This is a genomic window from Embleya australiensis (assembly GCF_051903075.1).
In the GTDB taxonomy this organism is placed as follows: domain Bacteria; phylum Actinomycetota; class Actinomycetes; order Streptomycetales; family Streptomycetaceae; genus Embleya.
The window spans coordinates 4549150-4566386 of the sequence record NZ_CP182422.1 but is presented as its reverse complement, the minus strand read 5'-3'; the positions used below and the strand labels follow the sequence as shown (position 1 = coordinate 4566386).

Below are 17237 nucleotides of genomic sequence, written 5' to 3'. Positions count from 1 at the left end.
CAGGAGGGGCGCCGGAAAAAAGCATCAGGCCCCGGGGGCACGAACCGTGCCCCCGGGGCCTGAATGACGCTGCGAACAGCCGCAGAGGGTGCTGCGGGCTGTTTAGCGCTTGCTGTACTGAGGCGCCTTGCGCGCCTTCTTCAGACCGTACTTCTTGCGCTCCGTGGCACGCGGGTCACGGGTCAGGAAGCCGGCCTTCTTGAGCGCCGGGCGGTTCGCCTCGACGTCGGCCTCGTTCAGCGAACGGGCCACACCCAGACGCAGCGCGCCGGCCTGGCCGGAGACGCCGCCACCGTGGATGCGGGCGTGCACGTCGTAGCGGTCGTCCAGCTCGAGCACCTTGAAGGGCTCGTTGACCAGCTGCTGGTGCACCTTGTTCGGGAAGTATTCCTCGAGCGAACGCCCGTTGATCTTCCACTTGCCGGTGCCGGGCACGATGCGAACGCGCGCGACGGCCTCCTTGCGGCGGCCGGTGGCCGCGCCCGCCTGCGGCTCGCTGAAGCGCGACGCGAGCGACTCGGAGGTGTAGCTCTCGAGCGGAAGACCCTCGGTCTCCTCGATCGGGGTTTCTGCAATGGTCTCGGCCACTGTTCTCCTCAAACTATTCGTTCGTCAGGCGGTGGCCGTGACTACTGCGCGACCTGGGTGATCTCGAACGGAACCGGCTGCTGCGCCGAGTGCGGGTGCTCGGAACCGCGGTACACCTTGAGCTTCGACAACATCTGCCGGCCCAGGGTGTTCTTCGGGAGCATGCCCTTGATGGCCTTTTCCACGGCCTTCTCGGGGTTCTTCTCCAGCAGCTCGTCGTAGCGGACGGCGCGGAGGCCACCCGGGTAGCCGGAGTGGCGGTACGCCATCTTCTGGCTGCGCTTGTTGCCCGACAGGTGAACCTTGTCGGCGTTCACAATGATGACGAAATCGCCGGTGTCGACGTGCGGCGCGTACACCGGCTTGTGCTTACCCCGGAGCAGGGCAGCAGCCTGGGTGGACAGACGGCCGAGCACGACATCGGTCGCGTCGATGACGTGCCACTGACGCTGGACGTCGCCGGGCTTGGGGCTGTACGTGCGCACGGTCGATAGCCTTCGCTTCTTCGTGAGTGTGTGCTGACGGATGCCGACTGGCTGTCCGGGAGATGATTCCGAACCATGCGGACTCCGGTGGCCGGCGGCCCGGCGTACCGACTCCACTCAAGCAAGCCAATACGCACAACGAACCGGCACAATACCGGGTCAAGGGGGTGCCGGTCAAAACGAGCAATGGGGCGATGATTTGCTCATGCCCCTCTCCAGCGTAAGCCATCGCCGGGGGTGCTCCGACCGTGCCACGCCGACACTCACCGCTTCGGTGACGGATACGATGCGCCGAACGGCCGGAGCGTCGGCACATGGGGAGCCGGGGCGGGTCATTTCCTTGCAGGGGGCGGATGTGTCGGGGGTCGGAACACCCGGGGACGACGGGCAACGCCCATGGAGCGTACGCCCGGGCGGGCCCGGTACGCCGGGGCAGCCGCAACACGCGTGGGACCCGTTTCCCTCGCACGCGCACGGATCCCAGGGGCAACCGCCGCAACAGCAGCCCCAACAGCCCTTCGCACAACCCCCGCCGCAGGCCCAACAGCCCGCAGGGCAACAGCAGTTCGGCGGCGCGGGCGGGTCGAGCGGCCCCGACTGGAGCCGGTTGGCGGAGGAGCGTGACTCGGCGGCCCGGCGCCGCAGGCTGCTGTTCGCCGCGGGCGGCACCGTGCTCGGTCTCGCCCTGGTCGGCGGTGTGGTCGCCGCCGCGATGACGCTGTCCGGCGGTGACGACGACAAGAAGGCCGGCCCCGGCGCCTCCGGCGGCCCGTCCGCCGCGACGTTCGCCCCGGAGAAGCCGACGTTCCGCCCGGCGCCGACCGTACCCGCGCCGCCGCCCGCCCGCGCGGTGCTCGCCGACCCGACCCTGGACACCGCGCCCTTCACCGTCGAATCGTTGTTCCCCAACCAGAAGTTCACCGTCAACGGACGGCAGTACTCGGTGGCCGCGGGCAAGCTGGACAACACGTGCTCCGACGGCACCGACACCAAGCTCGGCGCGGCGGCCCGCGACCAGCAGTGCACACAGCTGATCCGACTCGCGGTGATCGGCCCGAACGGCGTGCTCACCACCGCGGCGGTCGCCTCGTTCCCGTCCGAGGGCAAGGCGAACGCGGTCAAGAACGGCAAGGACGGCGGCGAACTGCTGCCGCTGGCCGGTCCCGGAGTCAAGGTGTTGGACGCCAAGAAGCAAAAGCACGGCAAGCTGCGCAACTCGGTGGGCCGCTACGGCCTGTTCACCCTCGACTGGTACGCCGACGGCAAGGACCCGGTCGGCGACGACAAGACCATGGCGCAGGCCCAGGACGACGTGGACAAGTTCCTGTGGAACTCGTTGACCGCGCGCGGCGAGGCGATCTCCAAGCAGATCGACGACGAGAACCGGCGCAAGGCGCTGCAGCAGATCCAGGGCTGAGCGACAGCGGGGGCGGCGCCGGGCCGCCCCCGCGCTCAGCTGCCGTCGCGGCGCCGCCGGGTGGCGCTCACCCGGTCCGCGAGCAGTTCGTCGGCCGGATACGCCACCTCCTCCAGGGTGAGCCCGTGCGCGGGCGCGACGTGCACGCCCGAGTCGCGCACCGCGCGCCCCAGGACCTCCTGCGGCCAGGTCGGCGGCTTGCGCCCGGTGCCCACCGCGAACATCGCACCGACCAGCGAGCGCACCATGTTGTGGCAGAACGCGTCGGCCCGCACGGTCGCCACGATCACCGGGCGGTACGCCGGACCCACGTCCGCCCCGGTCGGCGTCTCGCGGGCCCAGGAGAAGTCCTGGAGGCAGCGCACCGTCGTGGCCCCCTCGCGCCGGCGGCAGAACGACGCGAAGTCGTGTTCGCCGATCAGCCGCCCGGCCGCCTCGTTCATCCGGTCCTCGTCCAGCGGCCGGTCGTGCCACACCACGTCGCCCCGGCGCAGCGGGTCCACCCCGCCCGGCGCGTCGCACACCCGGTACGCGTAGCGCCGCCAGATCGCGCCGAACCGCGCGTCGAACCCGGCCGGCGCCACGGTGATGTCGCGCACCCGCAGATCCCGCGGCAGCCGCCCGGTGACCCGGCGCAGCGCCACCTCGCCCAGGTCGGCCCACACCTCGTCGGGCACGTCCAGGTGCGCCACCTGGCCCCGTGCGTGCACCCCCGCGTCGGTCCGCCCAGCCACGGTCAGCTGCGCGGGCTCCGCCAGCCGCAGCACCGTGGTCAGGGCGCTCTCCAACGTCCCCTGCACGGTGCGCAGTTCGCGCTGACGGGCCCACCCGGCGAACTCGGTGCCGTCGTACGACAGATCGATGCGCAAGCGCACCACGTCATCCACCTCCGGACATGGCGCGAGCCCGCCCTCCGTACGGATACGGAGAACGGGCTCGCACGGTGATTCGGAACGCCTGGAGCGTCCGACCCGGCCTCAGGCCTTGTCGGCGTCCTTGCTCTCCTCGGCCTCGGCGGCCTCGGCGGCGGGCGCCTCCTCGGTCGGGGCGGCCTTCGCCGTCTCGACCTTGGCGGTCTCCTGCTCCTTGACCGAGCGCTTGGTGGCGGCCTCGGCCTCGCCGACCGCGGTCTGCGCCACGGTCAGCGCCTCGACCAGCTCGATGACCGCCATGGGCGCGTTGTCGCCCTTGCGGGTGCCGATCTTGGTGATACGCGTGTAGCCGCCGGGACGGTTCGCGTAGCGCGGACCGATCTCCTCGAACAGCGTGTGCACGACGCCCTTGTCACGAACGACGGTGAGCACCTGGCGACGGTTGTGCAGGTCGCCCTTCTTCGCCTTGGTGATCAGTCGCTCGGCGACGGGACGCAGCCGGCGCGCCTTGGCCTCGGTCGTGGTGATGCGACCGTGCTCGAACAGCGCCGTCGCGAGACCGGCCAGGATCAGCCGCTCGTGGGACGGGCCGCCGCCGAGGCGCGGACCCTTGGTGGGCCTGGGCATGTTCTCTCCTTGATATTCCTGCGCCGGCCGTATCAGGTACCGGCGTCAGTCCACCCGGGCCGGTCGGCCCGGGTGGCGGCAACTCCCGAAAGAGCCGCTCAGTACTGCTCGGTCTCCGCGAAGCCGTGGTCGTCCTCGTCGCCGAAGCTGTCCGCGGCGGCGGTCGGGTCGAACCCGGGCGGGCTGTCCTTGAGGGCCAGACCCATCCCGTTGAGCTTCGCCTTGACCTCGTCGATGGACTTCGCACCGAAGTTGCGGATGTCCAGCAGGTCGGCCTCGCTGCGCGCGACCAGCTCACCCACGGTGTGGATGCCCTCGCGCTTGAGGCAGTTGTAGGAGCGGACCGTGAGCTCGAGCTCCTCGATCGGCAGCGCCAGGTCGGCCGCGAGCGCGGCGTCGGTCGGCGACGGGCCCATGTCGATGCCCTCGGCGTCGATGTTCAGCTCGCGCGCGAGACCGAACAGCTCGACCAGGGTCTTGCCCGCGGAGGCCATCGCGTCACGCGGACGCATGGACTGCTTGGTCTCGACGTCGACGATCAGCTTGTCGAAGTCGGTGCGCTGCTCGACACGGGTCGCCTCGACCTTGTAGGTGACCTTGAGCACCGGCGAGTAGATCGAGTCGACCGGCACGCGGCCGATCTCCTGGCCCGCCTGCTTGTTCTGCACCGCGGAGACGTAGCCGCGACCGCGCTCGACGGTCAGCTCCATCTCCAGCTTGCCCTTGGCGTTCAGCGTGGCCAGGACCAGGTCGGGGTTGTGCACCTCGACACCGGCCGGCGGCGCGATGTCGCCGGCGGTGACCACACCCGGGCCCTGCTTGCGCAGGTACATCACGACCGGCTCGTCGTGCTCCGAGGAGACGACCAGCTGCTTGATGTTCAGGATGAGGTCGGTGACGTCCTCCTTGACGCCCGGCACGGTGGTGAACTCGTGCAGGACACCGTCGATCCGGATGCTGGTGACGGCAGCGCCCGGGATCGAGGAGAGGAGGGTACGACGGAGCGAGTTGCCGAGCGTGTAGCCGAAGCCGGGCTCGAGGGGCTCGATGACGAACCGCGAGCGGTATTCGTCGACGACGTCCTCGGTGAGGGTCGGCCGCTGGGCGATAAGCATGGGGTGCCTCCATGTCATTGGCGTCCGCTATATGACGCCAGTGAGAACAAGGATACGGGCGGACCGGCATCCAGGGTTTGTCTGCAAACCCTGGGGCGGTCCGCCCGTTCCGAAGAGCCGCTACTTCGAGTAGAGCTCGACGATCAACTGCTCCTGCACCTGCGTGTCGATGACCTGACGCGCCGGGAGGGAGTGCACGAGGATGCGCATCTTGCCCGGGATGACCTCGAGCCAGGCCGGGACGGTGCGCTCGCCGGCCTCGGCACGGGCGACCACGAACGGGGTCAGCTCGACCGAGTCCTTGCGGACCTCGATGATGTCGTTGTCGGAGACCCGGAACGACGGGATGTCCGTCTTGACGCCGTTGACCACGATGTGACCGTGGCGCACGAGCTGACGGGCGTGGTCACGCGACTTGGCGAAGCCCGCGCGGTAGACCACGTTGTCCAGGCGCGACTCGAGGATGCGAAGCAGGTTCTCGCCGGTCTTGCCCTGGCGACGGTTCGCTTCCTCGTAGTAGCCCTTGAACTGCTTCTCGAGAACGCCGTAGATGCGCGCGCACTTCTGCTTCTCGCGCATCTGCAGCAGGTACTCGCTGTCCTTGGTACGGCCACGACCGTGCTCGCCCGGCGGGTAGGGGCGGATCTCGATCGGGCACTTCGGGCCCTCGCACTTGCTGCCCTTGAGGAACAGCTTCATCTTCTCGCGACGGCAGCGCTTGCAGTCCGCGCCGGTGTAACGCGCCATTGTTCTTTAACTCCTAGTCAGCTGCTGGTCAGACGCGGCGGCGCTTGGGGGGGCGGCAGCCGTTGTGCGGCACGGGGGTGACGTCCTGAATGGAGCCCACCTCCAGGCCGGTGGCCTGCAGCGAACGAATGGCGGTCTCCCGACCGGAGCCCGGGCCCTTGACGAAAACGTCGACCTTGCGCATGCCGTGCTCCTGCGCACGACGCGCGGCGGACTCGGCGGCCATCTGCGCGGCGAAGGGGGTCGACTTGCGCGAGCCCTTGAAGCCGACGTGGCCCGCGGAGGCCCACGAGATCACGTTGCCGCTGGGGTCCGTGATCGAAACGATGGTGTTGTTGAACGTGCTCTTGATGTGGGCGTGCCCGTGAGCGACGTTCTTCTTTTCCTTGCGGCGCACCTTCTTGGCGCCCGCGCGGCTCTTGGGAGGCATCTGCTGAAAACTCCTGAGGTCGTCGGTCCGCTACGAATTGAGGACCGCGTGATCCGTCGTACGCGGACTACTTCTTGCCCGGCTTCTTCTTGCCGGCGATCGCGCGGCGCGGGCCCTTGCGGGTACGCGCGTTGGTGTGGGTGCGCTGACCGCGGACGGGAAGACCGCGACGGTGACGCAGACCTTCGTAGCAACCGATCTCGACCTTGCGGCGGATGTCGGCGGCGACTTCGCGGCGGAGGTCACCCTCGACGCGGTAGTTGCCCTCGATCCAGTCGCGAAGCTTGATCAGGTCGTCCTCGGCGAGATCGCGGACGCGGGTGTCGGGGTTGACACCGGTGTTCTTCAGCGTGTCCAGCGCACGAGTGCGCCCGACGCCGAAGATGTAGGTCAGAGCGACCTCGACCCGCTTGTCACGGGGGAGGTCGACGCCGACGAGGCGTGCCATATGTGTGGCTCCTGGTTTCAGTCGGAGGTCTGGCCCAGCACCGGTCCGGCAGATCCACGGGGGATGTGCTCGGTCCTCGGCCTCCGGCCGAGGGTGGCGTCCCGCACGGGGCGGGGGTCGGGTGCTGCGGCTCTTACGGGGTGCGTCGCGCGTCGATCGCTCGTTGTGCGAAGGGGGGTGGTGCCGCTCAGCCCTGGCGCTGCTTGTGGCGCAGGTTCTCGCAGATCACCATGACCCGGCCGTGACGGCGGATCACCTTGCACTTGTCGCAGATCTTCTTGACGCTCGGCTTGACCTTCATGATTTCTCCGGTACGTGTGACGAAGGCGTGCGGGCACGCCGCCGTCGCCGAGTCGGTTGTCGGTTTGCTGCCAGGCCCCACACACCACGCACGGCGTGGGCGGGACCGGGGCTCGCCTACTTGTAGCGGTAGACGATCCGGCCGCGGGTCAGGTCGTAAGGGCTCAGCTCCACGACAACCCGGTCGTCCGGAAGAATCCGGATGTAGTGCATCCGCATCTTCCCACTGATGTGCGCGAGGACCTTGTGCCCGTTCTGAAGCTCGACGCGAAACATGGCGTTGGGGAGCGACTCGATGACGGTGCCCTCGATTTCGATGGCCCCTTGCTTCTTGGGCATGTCCTCCGCGCTTCGTGTCTCGGGATCAACTACCGTTACCCGGCGCACATGACGAAGCTCAGATTTTCGGCGCCCGTACGACGGGCGCGCCAAACCTGGCTACATGTGAGCCGACGAGTCAGTCTAAGCCACTGGACGGGTGAAAGCGAAACCGGCCCCGGAACCGCGGATTCCGCGCCGGCACCCCCGCGGACACCCGCAGCGGCGCACCGCCCGCGCACGAGCCGGCGCGTGGATCAGCGCACGAAGTAGACCAGTGCCCACACCAGCACGCCGAGGGTCATCACGACCAGCCAGACCTTGTTCAACATCGTGTTGGACACCCGCGACCGACGTTCCTCGGCCGGACCATAGGCACCCGCGCGAAACGGCGCCTCGACGGGGTGGTCGTATCCCGGCGGCGGCGTCGCGCCCGCCGTCTCGGTGCGATCCTCGCGACCCGGCAGGTTCGCCGCGAGCGAGTCCAGCTCCCCCACCGTGACCGCCCGGCGCACCCCGTCCAGGCCGGCCCGGTAGTCGGCCAGCGCCAGCCGACCCGACGCCAGGTGCTCGCGCAGCTCGGCGGTCACACGTTCGCGGTCCGCCGGAGTCGCGGGGACGTTCGGATCACGGTCCATGCTCCGAGCGTAGTCCCGCTCGGCCCACCGGCGCCCGGGTCACGGCGCGGCGCGGCCGTGTCGCCACACGATCATCTGGATCGAACCCAGCACCGCGGCCGCCGGACCGTAGACCCACACCGGCCAGAAGTACACGACGCCCGTGCCCGCGACCGCGACCAGCAGCCAGATCACCACGTTCAGCGCGGTGACCGCGTTCAACACCGTCCAGGCCGCGCGCAGGCCCCGCGCCGCGGTGGCCCACCCGTCGCCCGGGCGCCGCGTCGGGGCGGCCGACCACCGCACCTCGGCCGGCACCGGCGGCAGCGGCCGCGGCGGCGTGAGCGGCATCGCGGGCAACACCGACGTCGCCGGCTCCGTACCCGACACCGCCGGCCGGGCGAGCGCCGCCCGGGTGCGCGCCTCCTCGTAGGCCATCCGCGCGCGGATCACCTCGACGTCGGCCTCCAGATGCTCCGGGGGCGGCAGATCGGCGATCAGCCGGGCCAGGTCCCCCAGGGTGACCGCCGCGAAGGCGGCGCCCATACGCTCGTTGAACTCTGCCAGCGTCAGCCGTCCGACCAGATGGTGCTCACGCAGGAGCGTCACCGCCGCCTCGCGGTCCACGTCGGATGCCCGCATCGTCGGATGCCTCACCATGCCTTCGACACTAGGCAGGCACCGCGGTCTCGTACATGGGGCCAGCCCCACCATCGGCGGGGGTCTGTCCTCAGGGTGCGGTGAGCACCACGGGTCCGTTCGCGGTGATCGCGATCGAGTGCTCCCAGTGCGCCGCGTGGCCGCCGGCGGTGGTCTTGACCGTCCACTCGTCGGGCAGCGTGTAGGTGTCCGGCTTGCCGAGGGTGACCATCGGCTCGATCGCCAGGCACACCCCGACCTCCAGGCGCGGACCCCGGCCGCCCGGGCCGTAGTTGAGCACGTGCGGGTCCTGGTGCATCTCGGTGCCGATGCCGTGGCCGCCGTAGTCCTCGACGATCCCGTACTTCGCGCCGCCCGGCAGCCGGTGCGACCGGATCGACTTCTCCACCGCGTGGCTGATGTCGGTCAGCCGACCGCCCGCCACCGCCGCCTCGATGCCCGCCCACATCGACTGCTCGCACACCCGGCTCAGTTCCAGCACCTCGGGCACGACCGTGCCGATCGGCACCGTGATCGCCGAGTCGCCGTGCCAGCCGTCCAGGATCGCGCCGCAGTCGATCGAGATGATGTCCCCATCCCGCAGCGGCGTCTCGTCCGGGATCCCGTGCACGACCACGTCGTTGACCGACGCGCAGATCGACGCCGGGAAGCCGTGGTAGCCCTTGAACGAGGGAATCGCCCCGGCGCCGCGGATCGAGCGCTCGGCGATCGTGTCCAGATCGGCGGTGGTCACCCCGGGCACCGCCGCCTCGCGCAGCAGGGCCAGCGTGTCGGCCACCACCGCGCCGGCACGACGCATCTTCTCGATCTGCTCGGGCGTCTTGCGTTCGATCCGCATGTGCCGCTTCCTGAACACCGGCATTGCCGTCCTCACCTGTCATCCACTGAAAGCACGATGGGCGATCCGGGGTTTCCCCGGATCGCCCATGTGTGATGTCTGTCGCGGCCGGCCCCGATCAGGCGCCGAACTCCCGAAGCGCGGTCATCGCGCGCGCGGTGACCTCCTTGACCGGACCGGTCGCCTGGATCGGCAGCAGGAGGTTGCGCTCCGAGTAGTAGCCGACCAGGGGTTCGGTCTGCTCCTTGTAGACGTCCAGACGGTGCCGGACGGTCTCCTCGCGGTCGTCGTCGCGCTGGTACAGCTCACTGCCGCACTCGTCGCAGATGCCGGCGACCTTCGGCGCGTCGGTCAGGATGTGACAGACGTGTCCGTTGGCCCGGCACTGCCGACGGCCCGAGATCCGCTGAATGATCTCCGAGTCGTCGACCTTGAGTTCGAGCACCACGTCCAGCTCGGTGTCGTTCTCGGCCAGGATCTCGTCGAGCACCTTGGCCTGCGCCGTGTTGCGCGGGAACCCGTCCAGGAGGAAACCTCCGGCGACGTCCGGCTGCGCCAGGCGCTCCCGGACCATGCCTATGGTCACCTCGTCGGGTACGAGGTTGCCCGCGTCCATGTAGGTCTTCGCCTCGCGGCCGAGCGGAGTGCCCTGGCTCACGTTGGCGCGGAAGATGTCACCTGTCGAGACGGCGGGAATCGACAGGTTGGCGGCGATGTACTGGGCCTGGGTTCCCTTACCCGCGCCGGGAGGCCCCACGAGAACGATACGCATTTAGCGGAGGAAGCCTTCGTAGTTGCGCTGCTGGAGCTGACTCTCGATCTGCTTCACGGTTTCCAGACCCACTCCCACGATGATCAGGATGCTCGTGCCGCCGAACGGGAAGTTCTGGTTGGCGTTGAAGAGCACGAGCGCGATGCTGGGTACCAGCGCGATCATGCCCAGGTACAACGATCCGGGCCACGTGATCCTGGTGAGGATGTAGTTCAGGTATTCCGCGGTCGGTCTGCCGGCGCGGATCCCCGGAATGAAGCCACCATACTTCTTCATGTTGTCGGCTACTTCTTCGGGGTTGAACGTGATGGCCACGTAGAAGAACGCGAAGAAGACGATCAGCAGGAAGTACGTGATCATGTACAGCGGGTGGTCGCCCTTGACGAAGTGTCGTTCGATCCACACCGCCCAGTCCGACTTGCCACCGCTGAACTGCGCGATCAGAGCCGGAATGTAGAGCAGCGACGAGGCGAAGATGACGGGGATGATGCCCGCCTGGTTCACCTTGAGCGGGATGTAGGTCGAGGTCCCGCCGTAGGCGCGACGCCCGATCATGCGCTTGGCGTACTGCACCGGGATCCGGCGCTGCGCCTGTTCCACGAAGACCACCAGGCCGACCATCACGAGGCCGATGGCGATGACGGTGAAGAACGGGACCCAACCGTCGCCGATGGTGCCCTGCTCCTTGATCGTCCACAGCGCGGCCGGGAAGCCGGCGGCGACCGAGACGAACATCAGGATCGACATGCCGTTGCCGATGCCGCGGTCGGTGATCAGCTCACCGAGCCACATGATCGTCGAGGTGCCGGCCGTCATCACGACGACCATCACGATCACCCGGAAGAGCGAGTCGTCCGGAACGATGCCCTGCGGGTCACAGGTGGCGCTGCGGGCGCTGGAGAACAGCGCGCCGCTGCGGGCGGTGGCGATCAGCGCGGTCGCCTGGAGCACGGACAGCGCGATGGTGAGGTAGCGGGTGTACTGCGTGATCTTCGCGGTACCGGCCTGGCCCTCCTTCTTGAGGGCCTCCAGTCGCGGGATCACGACGGTGAGCAGCTGGAGGATGATGCTCGCCGTGATGTACGGCATGATCCCCAGCGCGAAGATCGTGAGTTGCAGCAGCGCACCACCGCTGAACATGTTCACGAGCCCGAACAGGCTGTTCTTGTTGGAGTCCTCTACGCAAGAGCGCACCATCTCGAATGAGACGCCGGGTACCGGGATGTGCGACCCGATCCGGAAAAGGACGATGATCGCCAACGTGAACAGCAGCTTCTTGCGCAGGTCGGGCGTGCGGAACGCCCTGGCGAACGCGGTGAGCACACTGCCTCCTGCGCCCCGCCCGTCTCAGGGGCGAGTCGATCGAGTCGTCGGTCCGGGAAGAGGACCACTGGTCAGGTCCCTCACAGGAACCTCACGGACAATAACAGCGCCGACGGCCCGGAAGTATCGCCCGGGCCCGACGTTCCTGCGTCATGACACAACACAAGTGAAAAACGGAGCAAGTCATGTGAGGGGGTGGCGCAATGAACCCACCCCCACGGCACAGCAAACCACAGGGGCGTCACCACCTTACCGGCGTGACGCCCCTGAGCTATAGCCTCCAACGACGTCAAGGCCCGTTCGGTACCGATCCGAACGGGCCATGACGGTCATTCCTTGTCCGCGAGGGGTCAGACCGACAGTTCGTCGGCCGAACCACCCGCGGCGGCGATCTTGGTCTTGGCGGAGCCGGAGAAGGCGTGCGCCTTAACCTGGACTGCCACCGAGATCTCGCCGGTGCCCAGGACCTTGACGGGCAGGTTCTTGCGAACCGCGCCCTTCTCGATCAGACCCTCGACGGTGACCTCGCCACCGTTGGGGTACAGGGACTCGATCCTGTCCAGGTTCACGACCTGGAACTCGACCCGGAACGGGTTCTTGAAGCCCTTGAGCTTGGGCAGCCGCATGTGCAGCGGCATCTGCCCACCCTCGAAGCGGGCCGGCACCTGGTAACGAGCCTTGGTGCCCTTGGTACCACGACCGGCGGTCTTGCCCTTGGAGCCCTCACCACGACCCACGCGGGTCTTGGCGGTCTTGGCGCCCGGGGCGGGCCGCAGGTGGTGCACCTTCAGCGGGTTGTCAGCACCCATGTCAGTCGACCTCCTCGACGGTGACGAGGTGCGACACCGTCGCGATCATGCCGCGGATCTCCGGGCGGTCCTCCTTGACGACCACGTCGTGGACGCGCTTGAGACCGAGCGAACGGAGAGTGTCCCGCTGGTTCTGCCTGCCACCGATCTTGGATCGGGTCTGCGTGACCTTGAGACGTGCCATTACGCACCAACCCCCGCGCGGGCCCGCAGGAGCGCGGCCGGGGCCACGTCCTCCAGGGGCAGGCCACGACGAGCCGCGATCTCCTCGGGGCGAACGAGCCCCTGGAGCGCCGCGACGGTCGCGTGCACGATGTTGATCGGGTTCGACGAACCGAGCGACTTGCTCAGCACGTCGTGGATGCCGGCGCACTCGAGCACGGCGCGCACGGGGCCACCGGCGATGACACCGGTACCCGGCGAGGCCGGCTTCAGGAGCACGACGCCGGCAGCCTTCTCACCCTGGATCGGGTGCGGAATGGTGCCCTGGATACGGGGGACCTTGAAGAAGTGCTTCTTGGCCTCTTCAACACCCTTGGCGATCGCGGCCGGCACCTCCTTGGCCTTGCCGTAACCGACACCTACGGTGCCGTCGCCATCGCCCACCACGACCAGCGCGGTGAAGCTGAAGCGACGTCCACCCTTCACGACCTTGGCGACGCGATTGATCGCGACGACGCGCTCGACGTAAGCGGTCTTCTCGGCGGCTGCGCCACCATCACGTCGATCCCGCCGGTCCCGCCGCTCGCCGCCGCCGGCGCCGCCACCGCGGCGCTGGGGTCCAGCCATCAGAATGTCCTCATCTGTCGTTCGAAGCTTGTCCGGAGCAGCGGGCTCAGAAGGTGAGCCCGTTTCCGCGTGCGGCATCCGCGAGAGCGGCGATGCGACCGTGGTACTTGTTGCCACCGCGGTCGAACACGACGGCCTCGACACCCGCGGCCTTCGCGCGCTCGGCGACCAATTCGCCGACCTTGCGAGCCTGGGCGGTCTTGTCACCCTCGGCGCCGCGGATGGACGGGTCCATCGTGGACGCCGAAGCGAGAGTGTGGCCGGCGATGTCGTCGATAACCTGCGCCACCATGTGACGGGTGGAGCGGCTCACGACGAGACGGGGCCGCAGCGGGGTGCCGGAAACCTTCTTCCGCACCCGGATGTGCCGGCGCTTGCGTGCGACAGACTTCTTCGCAACGCCCTTGCCGGTCTTCACGCCGACAGCCATGCCTACTTACCAGCCTTTCCGACCTTGCGGCGGATGACCTCGCCCGCGTACTTGACGCCCTTGGCCTTGTACGGGTCGGGCTTCCGCAGCTTGCGGATGTTCGCGGCGATTTCACCGACCTTCTGCTTGTCGATGCCCTCGACCGAAAAACGGGTGGGGGCCTCGACCGCGAAGGTGATGCCTTCCGGGGCCTCGACGACGACGGGGTGGCTGAATCCGAGCGCGAACTCCAGCGAGGAGCCCTTCTGCTGGACACGGTAGCCGACACCGCTGATCTCGAGCTTCTTGATGTATCCCTGGGTCACACCAGTGATCATGTTCGCCACCAGCGTCCGGGACAGCCCGTGCAGGGCCTTCGAGCGACGCTCGTCGTCGGGGCGGGTCACCGCGAGGGTGCCGTCGTCCGACTTGGCGATCTCGATCGGGGCGGCGATGGTGTGCGACAGGGAACCCTTGGGGCCCTTCACGACAACCTCGCGGCCATTGATGGTGACGTCCACACCGGTGGGAACCGGGATGGGGAGACGTCCGATGCGCGACATTGCTCTCCTTCCCTTCCCTTACCAGACGAAGGCGAGGACTTCCCCGCCCACGCCCTTCTTGGCCGCCTGCTTGTCGGTGAGGAGACCGGTCGACGTCGAGATGATCGCGACGCCGAGGCCACCGAGTACCTTCGGCAGGTTCGTGGACTTTGCGTACACCCGCAGACCGGGCTTCGACACGCGGCGGACGCCGGCGATCGAGCGCTCGCGGTTCGGGCCGTACTTGAGGACGACGGTGAGCTTCTTGCCCACCTCCGCGTCCTCGACGCGCCAGCCCTGGATGTAACCCTCCTGCTGGAGGATCTCCGCGATGTGCGACTTGATCTTGCTGAACGGCATCACGACATCGTCGTGGTATGCCGAGTTGGCGTTCCGCAGACGGGTCAGCATGTCTGCGATGGGGTCGGTCATGGTCATGACGGCCTCAAGGCCTTTCTCGCCGTGGTTTCCCGGCGTGCGATCCCTCGTCCGCCGCCGACCCGAAGGACGGCGGCGGACGGCGACTGCGGTGCGGGACCTACGACGTCGTTACTGTTCTCGCTCGGCCCAGCGGGCGAACGATTTGTTGCGGTAGCGGTAGCTCTCGGCCGCCGGGGCGGCCGCGGACTACCAGCTGCTCTTGGTGACGCCCGGCAGCTCGCCGGCGTGCGCCATGGTGCGCAGGCACACACGGCACAGACCGAACTTGCGGTACACCGAGTGAGGACGGCCACAGCGCTGGCAGCGCGTGTAGCCGCGAACCTCGAACTTCGGCTTGCGGGCGGCCTTTGCGATCAGGGCCTTCTTCGCCACGTCTCAGTCTCCTTGTTGCGTTCCTCAGCCGCCGAGGCGACTGCTCACGCTTCCTTGAACGGGAAGCCGAGGAGACGCAGCAGAGCGCGGCCCTCGTCGTCGTTCTTGGCGGTGGTCACCACAGTGATGTCCATGCCACGAACGCGGTCGATCTTGTCCTGGTCGATCTCGTGGAACATCGACTGCTCCGTGAGACCGAAGGTGTAGTTGCCGCGCCCGTCGAACTGCTTGGGCGAAAGCCCGCGGAAGTCGCGGATACGCGGCAGGGCGATCGACAGCAGACGGTCCAGGAACTCCCACATGCGGTCGCCGCGCAGTGTAACGTGCGCGCCGATCGGCTGACCCTCGCGCAGCTTGAACTGCGCGATGGACTTGCGGGCCTTGGTGACCTGGGGCTTCTGGCCGGTGATGGCCATCAGGTCCTTGATCGCGCCGTCGATCAGCTTGGAGTCGCGGGCGGCGTCGCCCACACCCATGTTGACCACGATCTTGGTGACACCGGGAACCTGCATGATGTTCTCGAACGAGAACTCCTCACGCAGCTTGCCCAGGATCTCCTCGCGGTAACGCTGCTTCAGACGCGGCAGTTCACGCGCCTCGGTGGTGACCGTCATCAGATGTCCTCACCGGTCCGCTTGGCGTACCGGATCTTGTTGCCCTCGTCGTCGAACCGGAAGCCGGTCCGGGTCGGGACCTTCTTACCGTCCTTCTCCACGACCAGCATCACGTTGCTGATGTGGACGGACGCTTCCTGGGTGATGATGCCGCCGGTCTTGGCACCCTTGGCGGACTGACCCACCTTGGTGTGCTTCTTGATCCGGTTGACACCCTCGACCAGGACGCGCTCCTGGGTCGGGTAGGCCGCGATGACCTTGCCCTGCTTGCCCTTGTCCTTGCCGGTGATGACCTGTACCAGGTCACCCTTCTTGATCTTCATCGCCTTCGCCATTGGTTAGAGCACCTCCGGCGCGAGCGAGATGATCTTCATGAACTTCTTCTCGCGAAGCTCACGGCCGACCGGGCCGAAAATACGGGTGCCACGGGGTTCGCCATCGTTCTTCAGGACGACGGCGGCGTTCTCGTCGAAGCGGATGTAGGAGCCGTCGACACGCCGGCGCTCCTTGACCGTCCGCACGACGACCGCCTTGATGACGTCGCCCTTCTTCACGTTGCCACCGGGGATCGCGTCCTTGACGGTGGCAACGATGACGTCCCCGATGCCCGCGTAGCGCCGGCCGGAGCCACCGAGCACACGGATGCAGAGAATCTCCTTCGCACCCGTGTTGTCGGCGACTCGCAGTCGCGACTCCTGCTGGATCACGTCTAACTCCTGATCGTCACGTCGCGGTCACGACCCACGGATGGTGGGGCGACCGGCGCTCGCTACTTGGCCTTTTCGAGGATCTCGACGATGCGCCAGCGCTTGCTGGCGGACAGCGGCCGAGTCTCCATGAGGACGACACGGTCACCGACGCCACAGGCGTTCTGCTCGTCGTGAGCCTTCAGCTTGTTCGTGCGGCGGATGACCTTGCCGTACATCGGGTGCTTCACGCGGTCCTCGACGGCGACGACGACGGTCTTGTCCATCTTGTCGCTGACGACGAGGCCCTCACGGGTCTTGCGGAATCCCCGGGCTGCTTCAGTCATCTCAGTCTTCTCGCTCACGCCGCGCCTCCGGTCTCCTGCACGTCGATGCCCAGCTCGCGCTCGCGCATCAGCGTGTAGATCCGGGCGATGTCCTTACGGACAGCCTTGAGCCGCCCGTGGTTTTCGAGCTGCCCGGTCGCCGCCTGGAAACGGAGGTTGAACAGCTCCTCCTTGGCTTCGCGGAGCTTGGCGACGATCTCCTCGTCACCGAGTTCGCGGAGCTCGGACGCCTTGGTAACGGCCGCCATCACGCCTCACCAGCCTCGCGCCGGACGATCCGGCACTTCATCGGCAGCTTGTGCACGGCGCGGGTAAGCGCCTCACGAGCCACCTTCTCGTTCGGGTACGACAGTTCGAACATCACCCGACCGGGCTTGACGTTCGCGACCCACCACTCGGGCGAGCCCTTACCGGAACCCATGCGGGTCTCGGCAGGCTTCTTGGTCAGCGGACGGTCGGGGTAGATGTTGATCCACACCTTGCCACCACGGCGGATGTGCCGGGTGATGGCGATACGAGCGGACTCGATCTGACGGTTGGTGACGTACGCCTGGCCGAGGGCCTGGATGCCGTACTCGCCGAACGCCAGTTCCGTACCGCCCTTGGCGCGGCCACCACGCTTGGGGTGGTGCTGCTTGCGGTGCTTGACCCTGCGGGGGATCAGCATCGGG

At 67.8% G+C, this 17237-nt stretch carries 29 protein-coding genes; 1 reads left to right on the top strand and 28 read right to left on the bottom strand.

Features of this window, described 5'->3' with window-relative positions:
• Nucleotides 1-102: 102 nt before the first annotated feature.
• Nucleotides 103-588, bottom strand: a complete 486-nt coding sequence (gene rpsI / locus ACMXN5_RS19890) for a 30S ribosomal protein S9 (protein WP_078975713.1) — start codon at nt 586-588, stop codon at nt 103-105.
• 41 nt (nt 589-629) lie between these two features.
• On the bottom strand, nt 630-1073 hold the full coding sequence (gene rplM / locus ACMXN5_RS19885) for a 50S ribosomal protein L13 (RefSeq protein WP_020549205.1): 444 nt from the start codon (nt 1071-1073) through the stop codon (nt 630-632).
• Between the two features lie 355 nt (nt 1074-1428).
• Between rplM and ACMXN5_RS19880 the strand changes: the two genes are divergently transcribed.
• Nucleotides 1429-2490: a hypothetical protein gene (locus tag ACMXN5_RS19880; protein WP_439676361.1), complete on the top strand. Its 1062-nt coding sequence runs from the start codon at nt 1429-1431 to the stop codon at nt 2488-2490.
• A gap of 35 nt (nt 2491-2525) precedes the next feature.
• On the opposite strand, the gene truA is transcribed toward ACMXN5_RS19880, so the two are convergent.
• The 26 genes from truA to rplP all read right to left on the bottom strand — a co-directional run bounded on the left by truA (nt 2526) and on the right by rplP (nt 17233).
• A complete protein-coding gene (gene truA / locus ACMXN5_RS19875) occupies nt 2526-3368 on the bottom strand; it encodes a tRNA pseudouridine(38-40) synthase TruA (protein WP_439676359.1) in 843 nt (280 codons plus the stop codon).
• 99 nt (nt 3369-3467) lie between these two features.
• Nucleotides 3468-3989 (bottom strand): 50S ribosomal protein L17, encoded by a 522-nt coding sequence (gene rplQ, locus ACMXN5_RS19870; RefSeq protein WP_380005404.1) that lies wholly within the window; start codon nt 3987-3989, stop codon nt 3468-3470.
• Between the two features lie 98 nt (nt 3990-4087).
• Entirely contained in the window at nt 4088-5104 is a 1017-nt protein-coding gene (locus tag ACMXN5_RS19865; RefSeq protein WP_020549209.1) for a DNA-directed RNA polymerase subunit alpha, read from the bottom strand.
• A gap of 120 nt (nt 5105-5224) precedes the next feature.
• Nucleotides 5225-5851, bottom strand: a complete 627-nt coding sequence (gene rpsD, locus ACMXN5_RS19860; RefSeq protein ID WP_020549210.1) for a 30S ribosomal protein S4 — start codon at nt 5849-5851, stop codon at nt 5225-5227.
• A 28-nt stretch (nt 5852-5879) separates the two neighbouring features.
• Complete coding sequence (gene rpsK, locus ACMXN5_RS19855; protein ID WP_020549211.1) at nt 5880-6281, bottom strand: 30S ribosomal protein S11; 402 nt, start codon at nt 6279-6281, stop codon at nt 5880-5882.
• A gap of 67 nt (nt 6282-6348) precedes the next feature.
• Nucleotides 6349-6729, bottom strand: coding sequence for a 30S ribosomal protein S13 (gene rpsM / locus ACMXN5_RS19850; RefSeq protein WP_078975718.1), 381 nt, complete (start codon nt 6727-6729; stop codon nt 6349-6351).
• A gap of 187 nt (nt 6730-6916) precedes the next feature.
• Nucleotides 6917-7030, bottom strand: a complete 114-nt coding sequence (gene rpmJ, locus ACMXN5_RS19845) for a 50S ribosomal protein L36 (RefSeq protein WP_009740505.1) — start codon at nt 7028-7030, stop codon at nt 6917-6919.
• A 116-nt stretch (nt 7031-7146) separates the two neighbouring features.
• Complete coding sequence (gene infA / locus ACMXN5_RS19840) at nt 7147-7368, bottom strand: translation initiation factor IF-1 (RefSeq protein ID WP_018382544.1); 222 nt, start codon at nt 7366-7368, stop codon at nt 7147-7149.
• 236 nt (nt 7369-7604) lie between these two features.
• On the bottom strand, nt 7605-7985 hold the full coding sequence (locus ACMXN5_RS19835) for a DUF1707 SHOCT-like domain-containing protein (RefSeq protein WP_439676357.1): 381 nt from the start codon (nt 7983-7985) through the stop codon (nt 7605-7607).
• Between the two features lie 39 nt (nt 7986-8024).
• Nucleotides 8025-8624, bottom strand: a complete 600-nt coding sequence (locus ACMXN5_RS19830; protein ID WP_439676355.1) for a DUF1707 SHOCT-like domain-containing protein — start codon at nt 8622-8624, stop codon at nt 8025-8027.
• 70 nt (nt 8625-8694) lie between these two features.
• Nucleotides 8695-9462, bottom strand: a complete 768-nt coding sequence (gene map, locus ACMXN5_RS19825; RefSeq protein ID WP_395787289.1) for a type I methionyl aminopeptidase — start codon at nt 9460-9462, stop codon at nt 8695-8697.
• A 118-nt stretch (nt 9463-9580) separates the two neighbouring features.
• Nucleotides 9581-10234, bottom strand: coding sequence for an adenylate kinase (locus ACMXN5_RS19820; protein WP_439676353.1), 654 nt, complete (start codon nt 10232-10234; stop codon nt 9581-9583).
• Nucleotides 10235-11557, bottom strand: coding sequence for a preprotein translocase subunit SecY (gene secY / locus ACMXN5_RS19815; protein ID WP_395787285.1), 1323 nt, complete (start codon nt 11555-11557; stop codon nt 10235-10237). It abuts the gene before it with no gap.
• A gap of 350 nt (nt 11558-11907) precedes the next feature.
• Nucleotides 11908-12366 (bottom strand): 50S ribosomal protein L15, encoded by a 459-nt coding sequence (gene rplO / locus ACMXN5_RS19810; RefSeq protein WP_380005415.1) that lies wholly within the window; start codon nt 12364-12366, stop codon nt 11908-11910.
• Nucleotide 12367: 1 nt separating this feature from the next.
• Nucleotides 12368-12550 carry a 50S ribosomal protein L30 gene (rpmD, locus tag ACMXN5_RS19805; RefSeq protein WP_020549219.1) on the bottom strand — a complete coding sequence of 61 codons (183 nt, stop codon included), beginning with the start codon at nt 12548-12550 and terminating at the stop codon, nt 12368-12370.
• Nucleotides 12550-13155, bottom strand: coding sequence for a 30S ribosomal protein S5 (rpsE, locus tag ACMXN5_RS19800; RefSeq protein ID WP_020549220.1), 606 nt, complete (start codon nt 13153-13155; stop codon nt 12550-12552). The genes rpmD and rpsE overlap by 1 nt, the downstream gene beginning before the upstream one ends.
• Before the next feature lie 46 nt (nt 13156-13201).
• Nucleotides 13202-13585, bottom strand: coding sequence for a 50S ribosomal protein L18 (gene rplR / locus ACMXN5_RS19795; protein WP_395787283.1), 384 nt, complete (start codon nt 13583-13585; stop codon nt 13202-13204).
• Nucleotides 13586-13587: 2 nt separating this feature from the next.
• A complete protein-coding gene (gene rplF / locus ACMXN5_RS19790; RefSeq protein WP_078975726.1) occupies nt 13588-14127 on the bottom strand; it encodes a 50S ribosomal protein L6 in 540 nt (179 codons plus the stop codon).
• Nucleotides 14128-14145: 18 nt separating this feature from the next.
• Nucleotides 14146-14544, bottom strand: a complete 399-nt coding sequence (rpsH, locus tag ACMXN5_RS19785; protein WP_020549223.1) for a 30S ribosomal protein S8 — start codon at nt 14542-14544, stop codon at nt 14146-14148.
• Between the two features lie 189 nt (nt 14545-14733).
• A complete protein-coding gene (locus ACMXN5_RS19780) occupies nt 14734-14919 on the bottom strand; it encodes a type Z 30S ribosomal protein S14 (RefSeq protein WP_020549224.1) in 186 nt (61 codons plus the stop codon).
• Between the two features lie 44 nt (nt 14920-14963).
• Nucleotides 14964-15533 carry a 50S ribosomal protein L5 gene (gene rplE, locus ACMXN5_RS19775; protein ID WP_078975727.1) on the bottom strand — a complete coding sequence of 190 codons (570 nt, stop codon included), beginning with the start codon at nt 15531-15533 and terminating at the stop codon, nt 14964-14966.
• Entirely contained in the window at nt 15533-15856 is a 324-nt protein-coding gene (gene rplX, locus ACMXN5_RS19770) for a 50S ribosomal protein L24 (RefSeq protein WP_078979278.1), read from the bottom strand. Before rplX ends, rplE begins: the two co-directional genes overlap by 1 nt.
• A 15-nt stretch (nt 15857-15871) precedes the next feature.
• Nucleotides 15872-16240: a 50S ribosomal protein L14 gene (rplN, locus tag ACMXN5_RS19765; RefSeq protein WP_078975728.1), complete on the bottom strand. Its 369-nt coding sequence runs from the start codon at nt 16238-16240 to the stop codon at nt 15872-15874.
• Nucleotides 16241-16302: 62 nt separating this feature from the next.
• Nucleotides 16303-16584, bottom strand: coding sequence for a 30S ribosomal protein S17 (gene rpsQ / locus ACMXN5_RS19760; protein WP_020549228.1), 282 nt, complete (start codon nt 16582-16584; stop codon nt 16303-16305).
• Entirely contained in the window at nt 16581-16814 is a 234-nt protein-coding gene (gene rpmC / locus ACMXN5_RS19755; protein WP_020549229.1) for a 50S ribosomal protein L29, read from the bottom strand. The genes rpsQ and rpmC overlap by 4 nt, the downstream gene beginning before the upstream one ends.
• Nucleotides 16814-17233, bottom strand: coding sequence for a 50S ribosomal protein L16 (gene rplP, locus ACMXN5_RS19750; RefSeq protein ID WP_020549230.1), 420 nt, complete (start codon nt 17231-17233; stop codon nt 16814-16816). Before rplP ends, rpmC begins: the two co-directional genes overlap by 1 nt.
• Nucleotides 17234-17237: the final 4 nt, after the last annotated feature.

Bases quoted from the DNA above. Each gene is read 5' to 3' on its own strand.
- rplQ (WP_380005404.1), bottom strand. From the start codon at position 3,989: ATGCCCAGGCCCACCAAGGGTCCGCGCCTCGGCGGCGGCCCGTCCCAC.
- ACMXN5_RS19865 (WP_020549209.1), bottom strand. From the start codon at position 5,104: ATGCTTATCGCCCAGCGGCCGACCCTCACCGAGGACGTCGTCGACGAA.
- rpsD (WP_020549210.1), bottom strand. From the start codon at position 5,851: ATGGCGCGTTACACCGGCGCGGACTGCAAGCGCTGCCGTCGCGAGAAG.
- rpsK (WP_020549211.1), bottom strand. From the start codon at position 6,281: ATGCCTCCCAAGAGCCGCGCGGGCGCCAAGAAGGTGCGCCGCAAGGAA.
- rpsM (WP_078975718.1), bottom strand. From the start codon at position 6,729: ATGGCACGCCTCGTCGGCGTCGACCTCCCCCGTGACAAGCGGGTCGAG.
- rpmJ (WP_009740505.1), bottom strand. From the start codon at position 7,030: ATGAAGGTCAAGCCGAGCGTCAAGAAGATCTGCGACAAGTGCAAGGTG.
- infA (WP_018382544.1), bottom strand. From the start codon at position 7,368: ATGCCCAAGAAGCAAGGGGCCATCGAAATCGAGGGCACCGTCATCGAG.
- ACMXN5_RS19835 (WP_439676357.1), bottom strand. From the start codon at position 7,985: ATGGACCGTGATCCGAACGTCCCCGCGACTCCGGCGGACCGCGAACGT.
- ACMXN5_RS19830 (WP_439676355.1), bottom strand. From the start codon at position 8,624: ATGGTGAGGCATCCGACGATGCGGGCATCCGACGTGGACCGCGAGGCG.
- map (WP_395787289.1), bottom strand. From the start codon at position 9,462: ATGCGGATCGAACGCAAGACGCCCGAGCAGATCGAGAAGATGCGTCGT.
- ACMXN5_RS19820 (WP_439676353.1), bottom strand. From the start codon at position 10,234: ATGCGTATCGTTCTCGTGGGGCCTCCCGGCGCGGGTAAGGGAACCCAG.
- rplO (WP_380005415.1), bottom strand. From the start codon at position 12,366: ATGGGTGCTGACAACCCGCTGAAGGTGCACCACCTGCGGCCCGCCCCG.
- rpmD (WP_020549219.1), bottom strand. From the start codon at position 12,550: ATGGCACGTCTCAAGGTCACGCAGACCCGATCCAAGATCGGTGGCAGG.
- rpsE (WP_020549220.1), bottom strand. From the start codon at position 13,155: ATGGCTGGACCCCAGCGCCGCGGTGGCGGCGCCGGCGGCGGCGAGCGG.
- rplR (WP_395787283.1), bottom strand. From the start codon at position 13,585: ATGGCTGTCGGCGTGAAGACCGGCAAGGGCGTTGCGAAGAAGTCTGTC.
- rplF (WP_078975726.1), bottom strand. From the start codon at position 14,127: ATGTCGCGCATCGGACGTCTCCCCATCCCGGTTCCCACCGGTGTGGAC.
- rpsH (WP_020549223.1), bottom strand. From the start codon at position 14,544: ATGACCATGACCGACCCCATCGCAGACATGCTGACCCGTCTGCGGAAC.
- rplE (WP_078975727.1), bottom strand. From the start codon at position 15,533: ATGACGGTCACCACCGAGGCGCGTGAACTGCCGCGTCTGAAGCAGCGT.
- rplX (WP_078979278.1), bottom strand. From the start codon at position 15,856: ATGAAGATCAAGAAGGGTGACCTGGTACAGGTCATCACCGGCAAGGAC.
- rpmC (WP_020549229.1), bottom strand. From the start codon at position 16,814: ATGGCGGCCGTTACCAAGGCGTCCGAGCTCCGCGAACTCGGTGACGAG.
- rplP (WP_020549230.1), bottom strand. From the start codon at position 17,233: ATGCTGATCCCCCGCAGGGTCAAGCACCGCAAGCAGCACCACCCCAAG.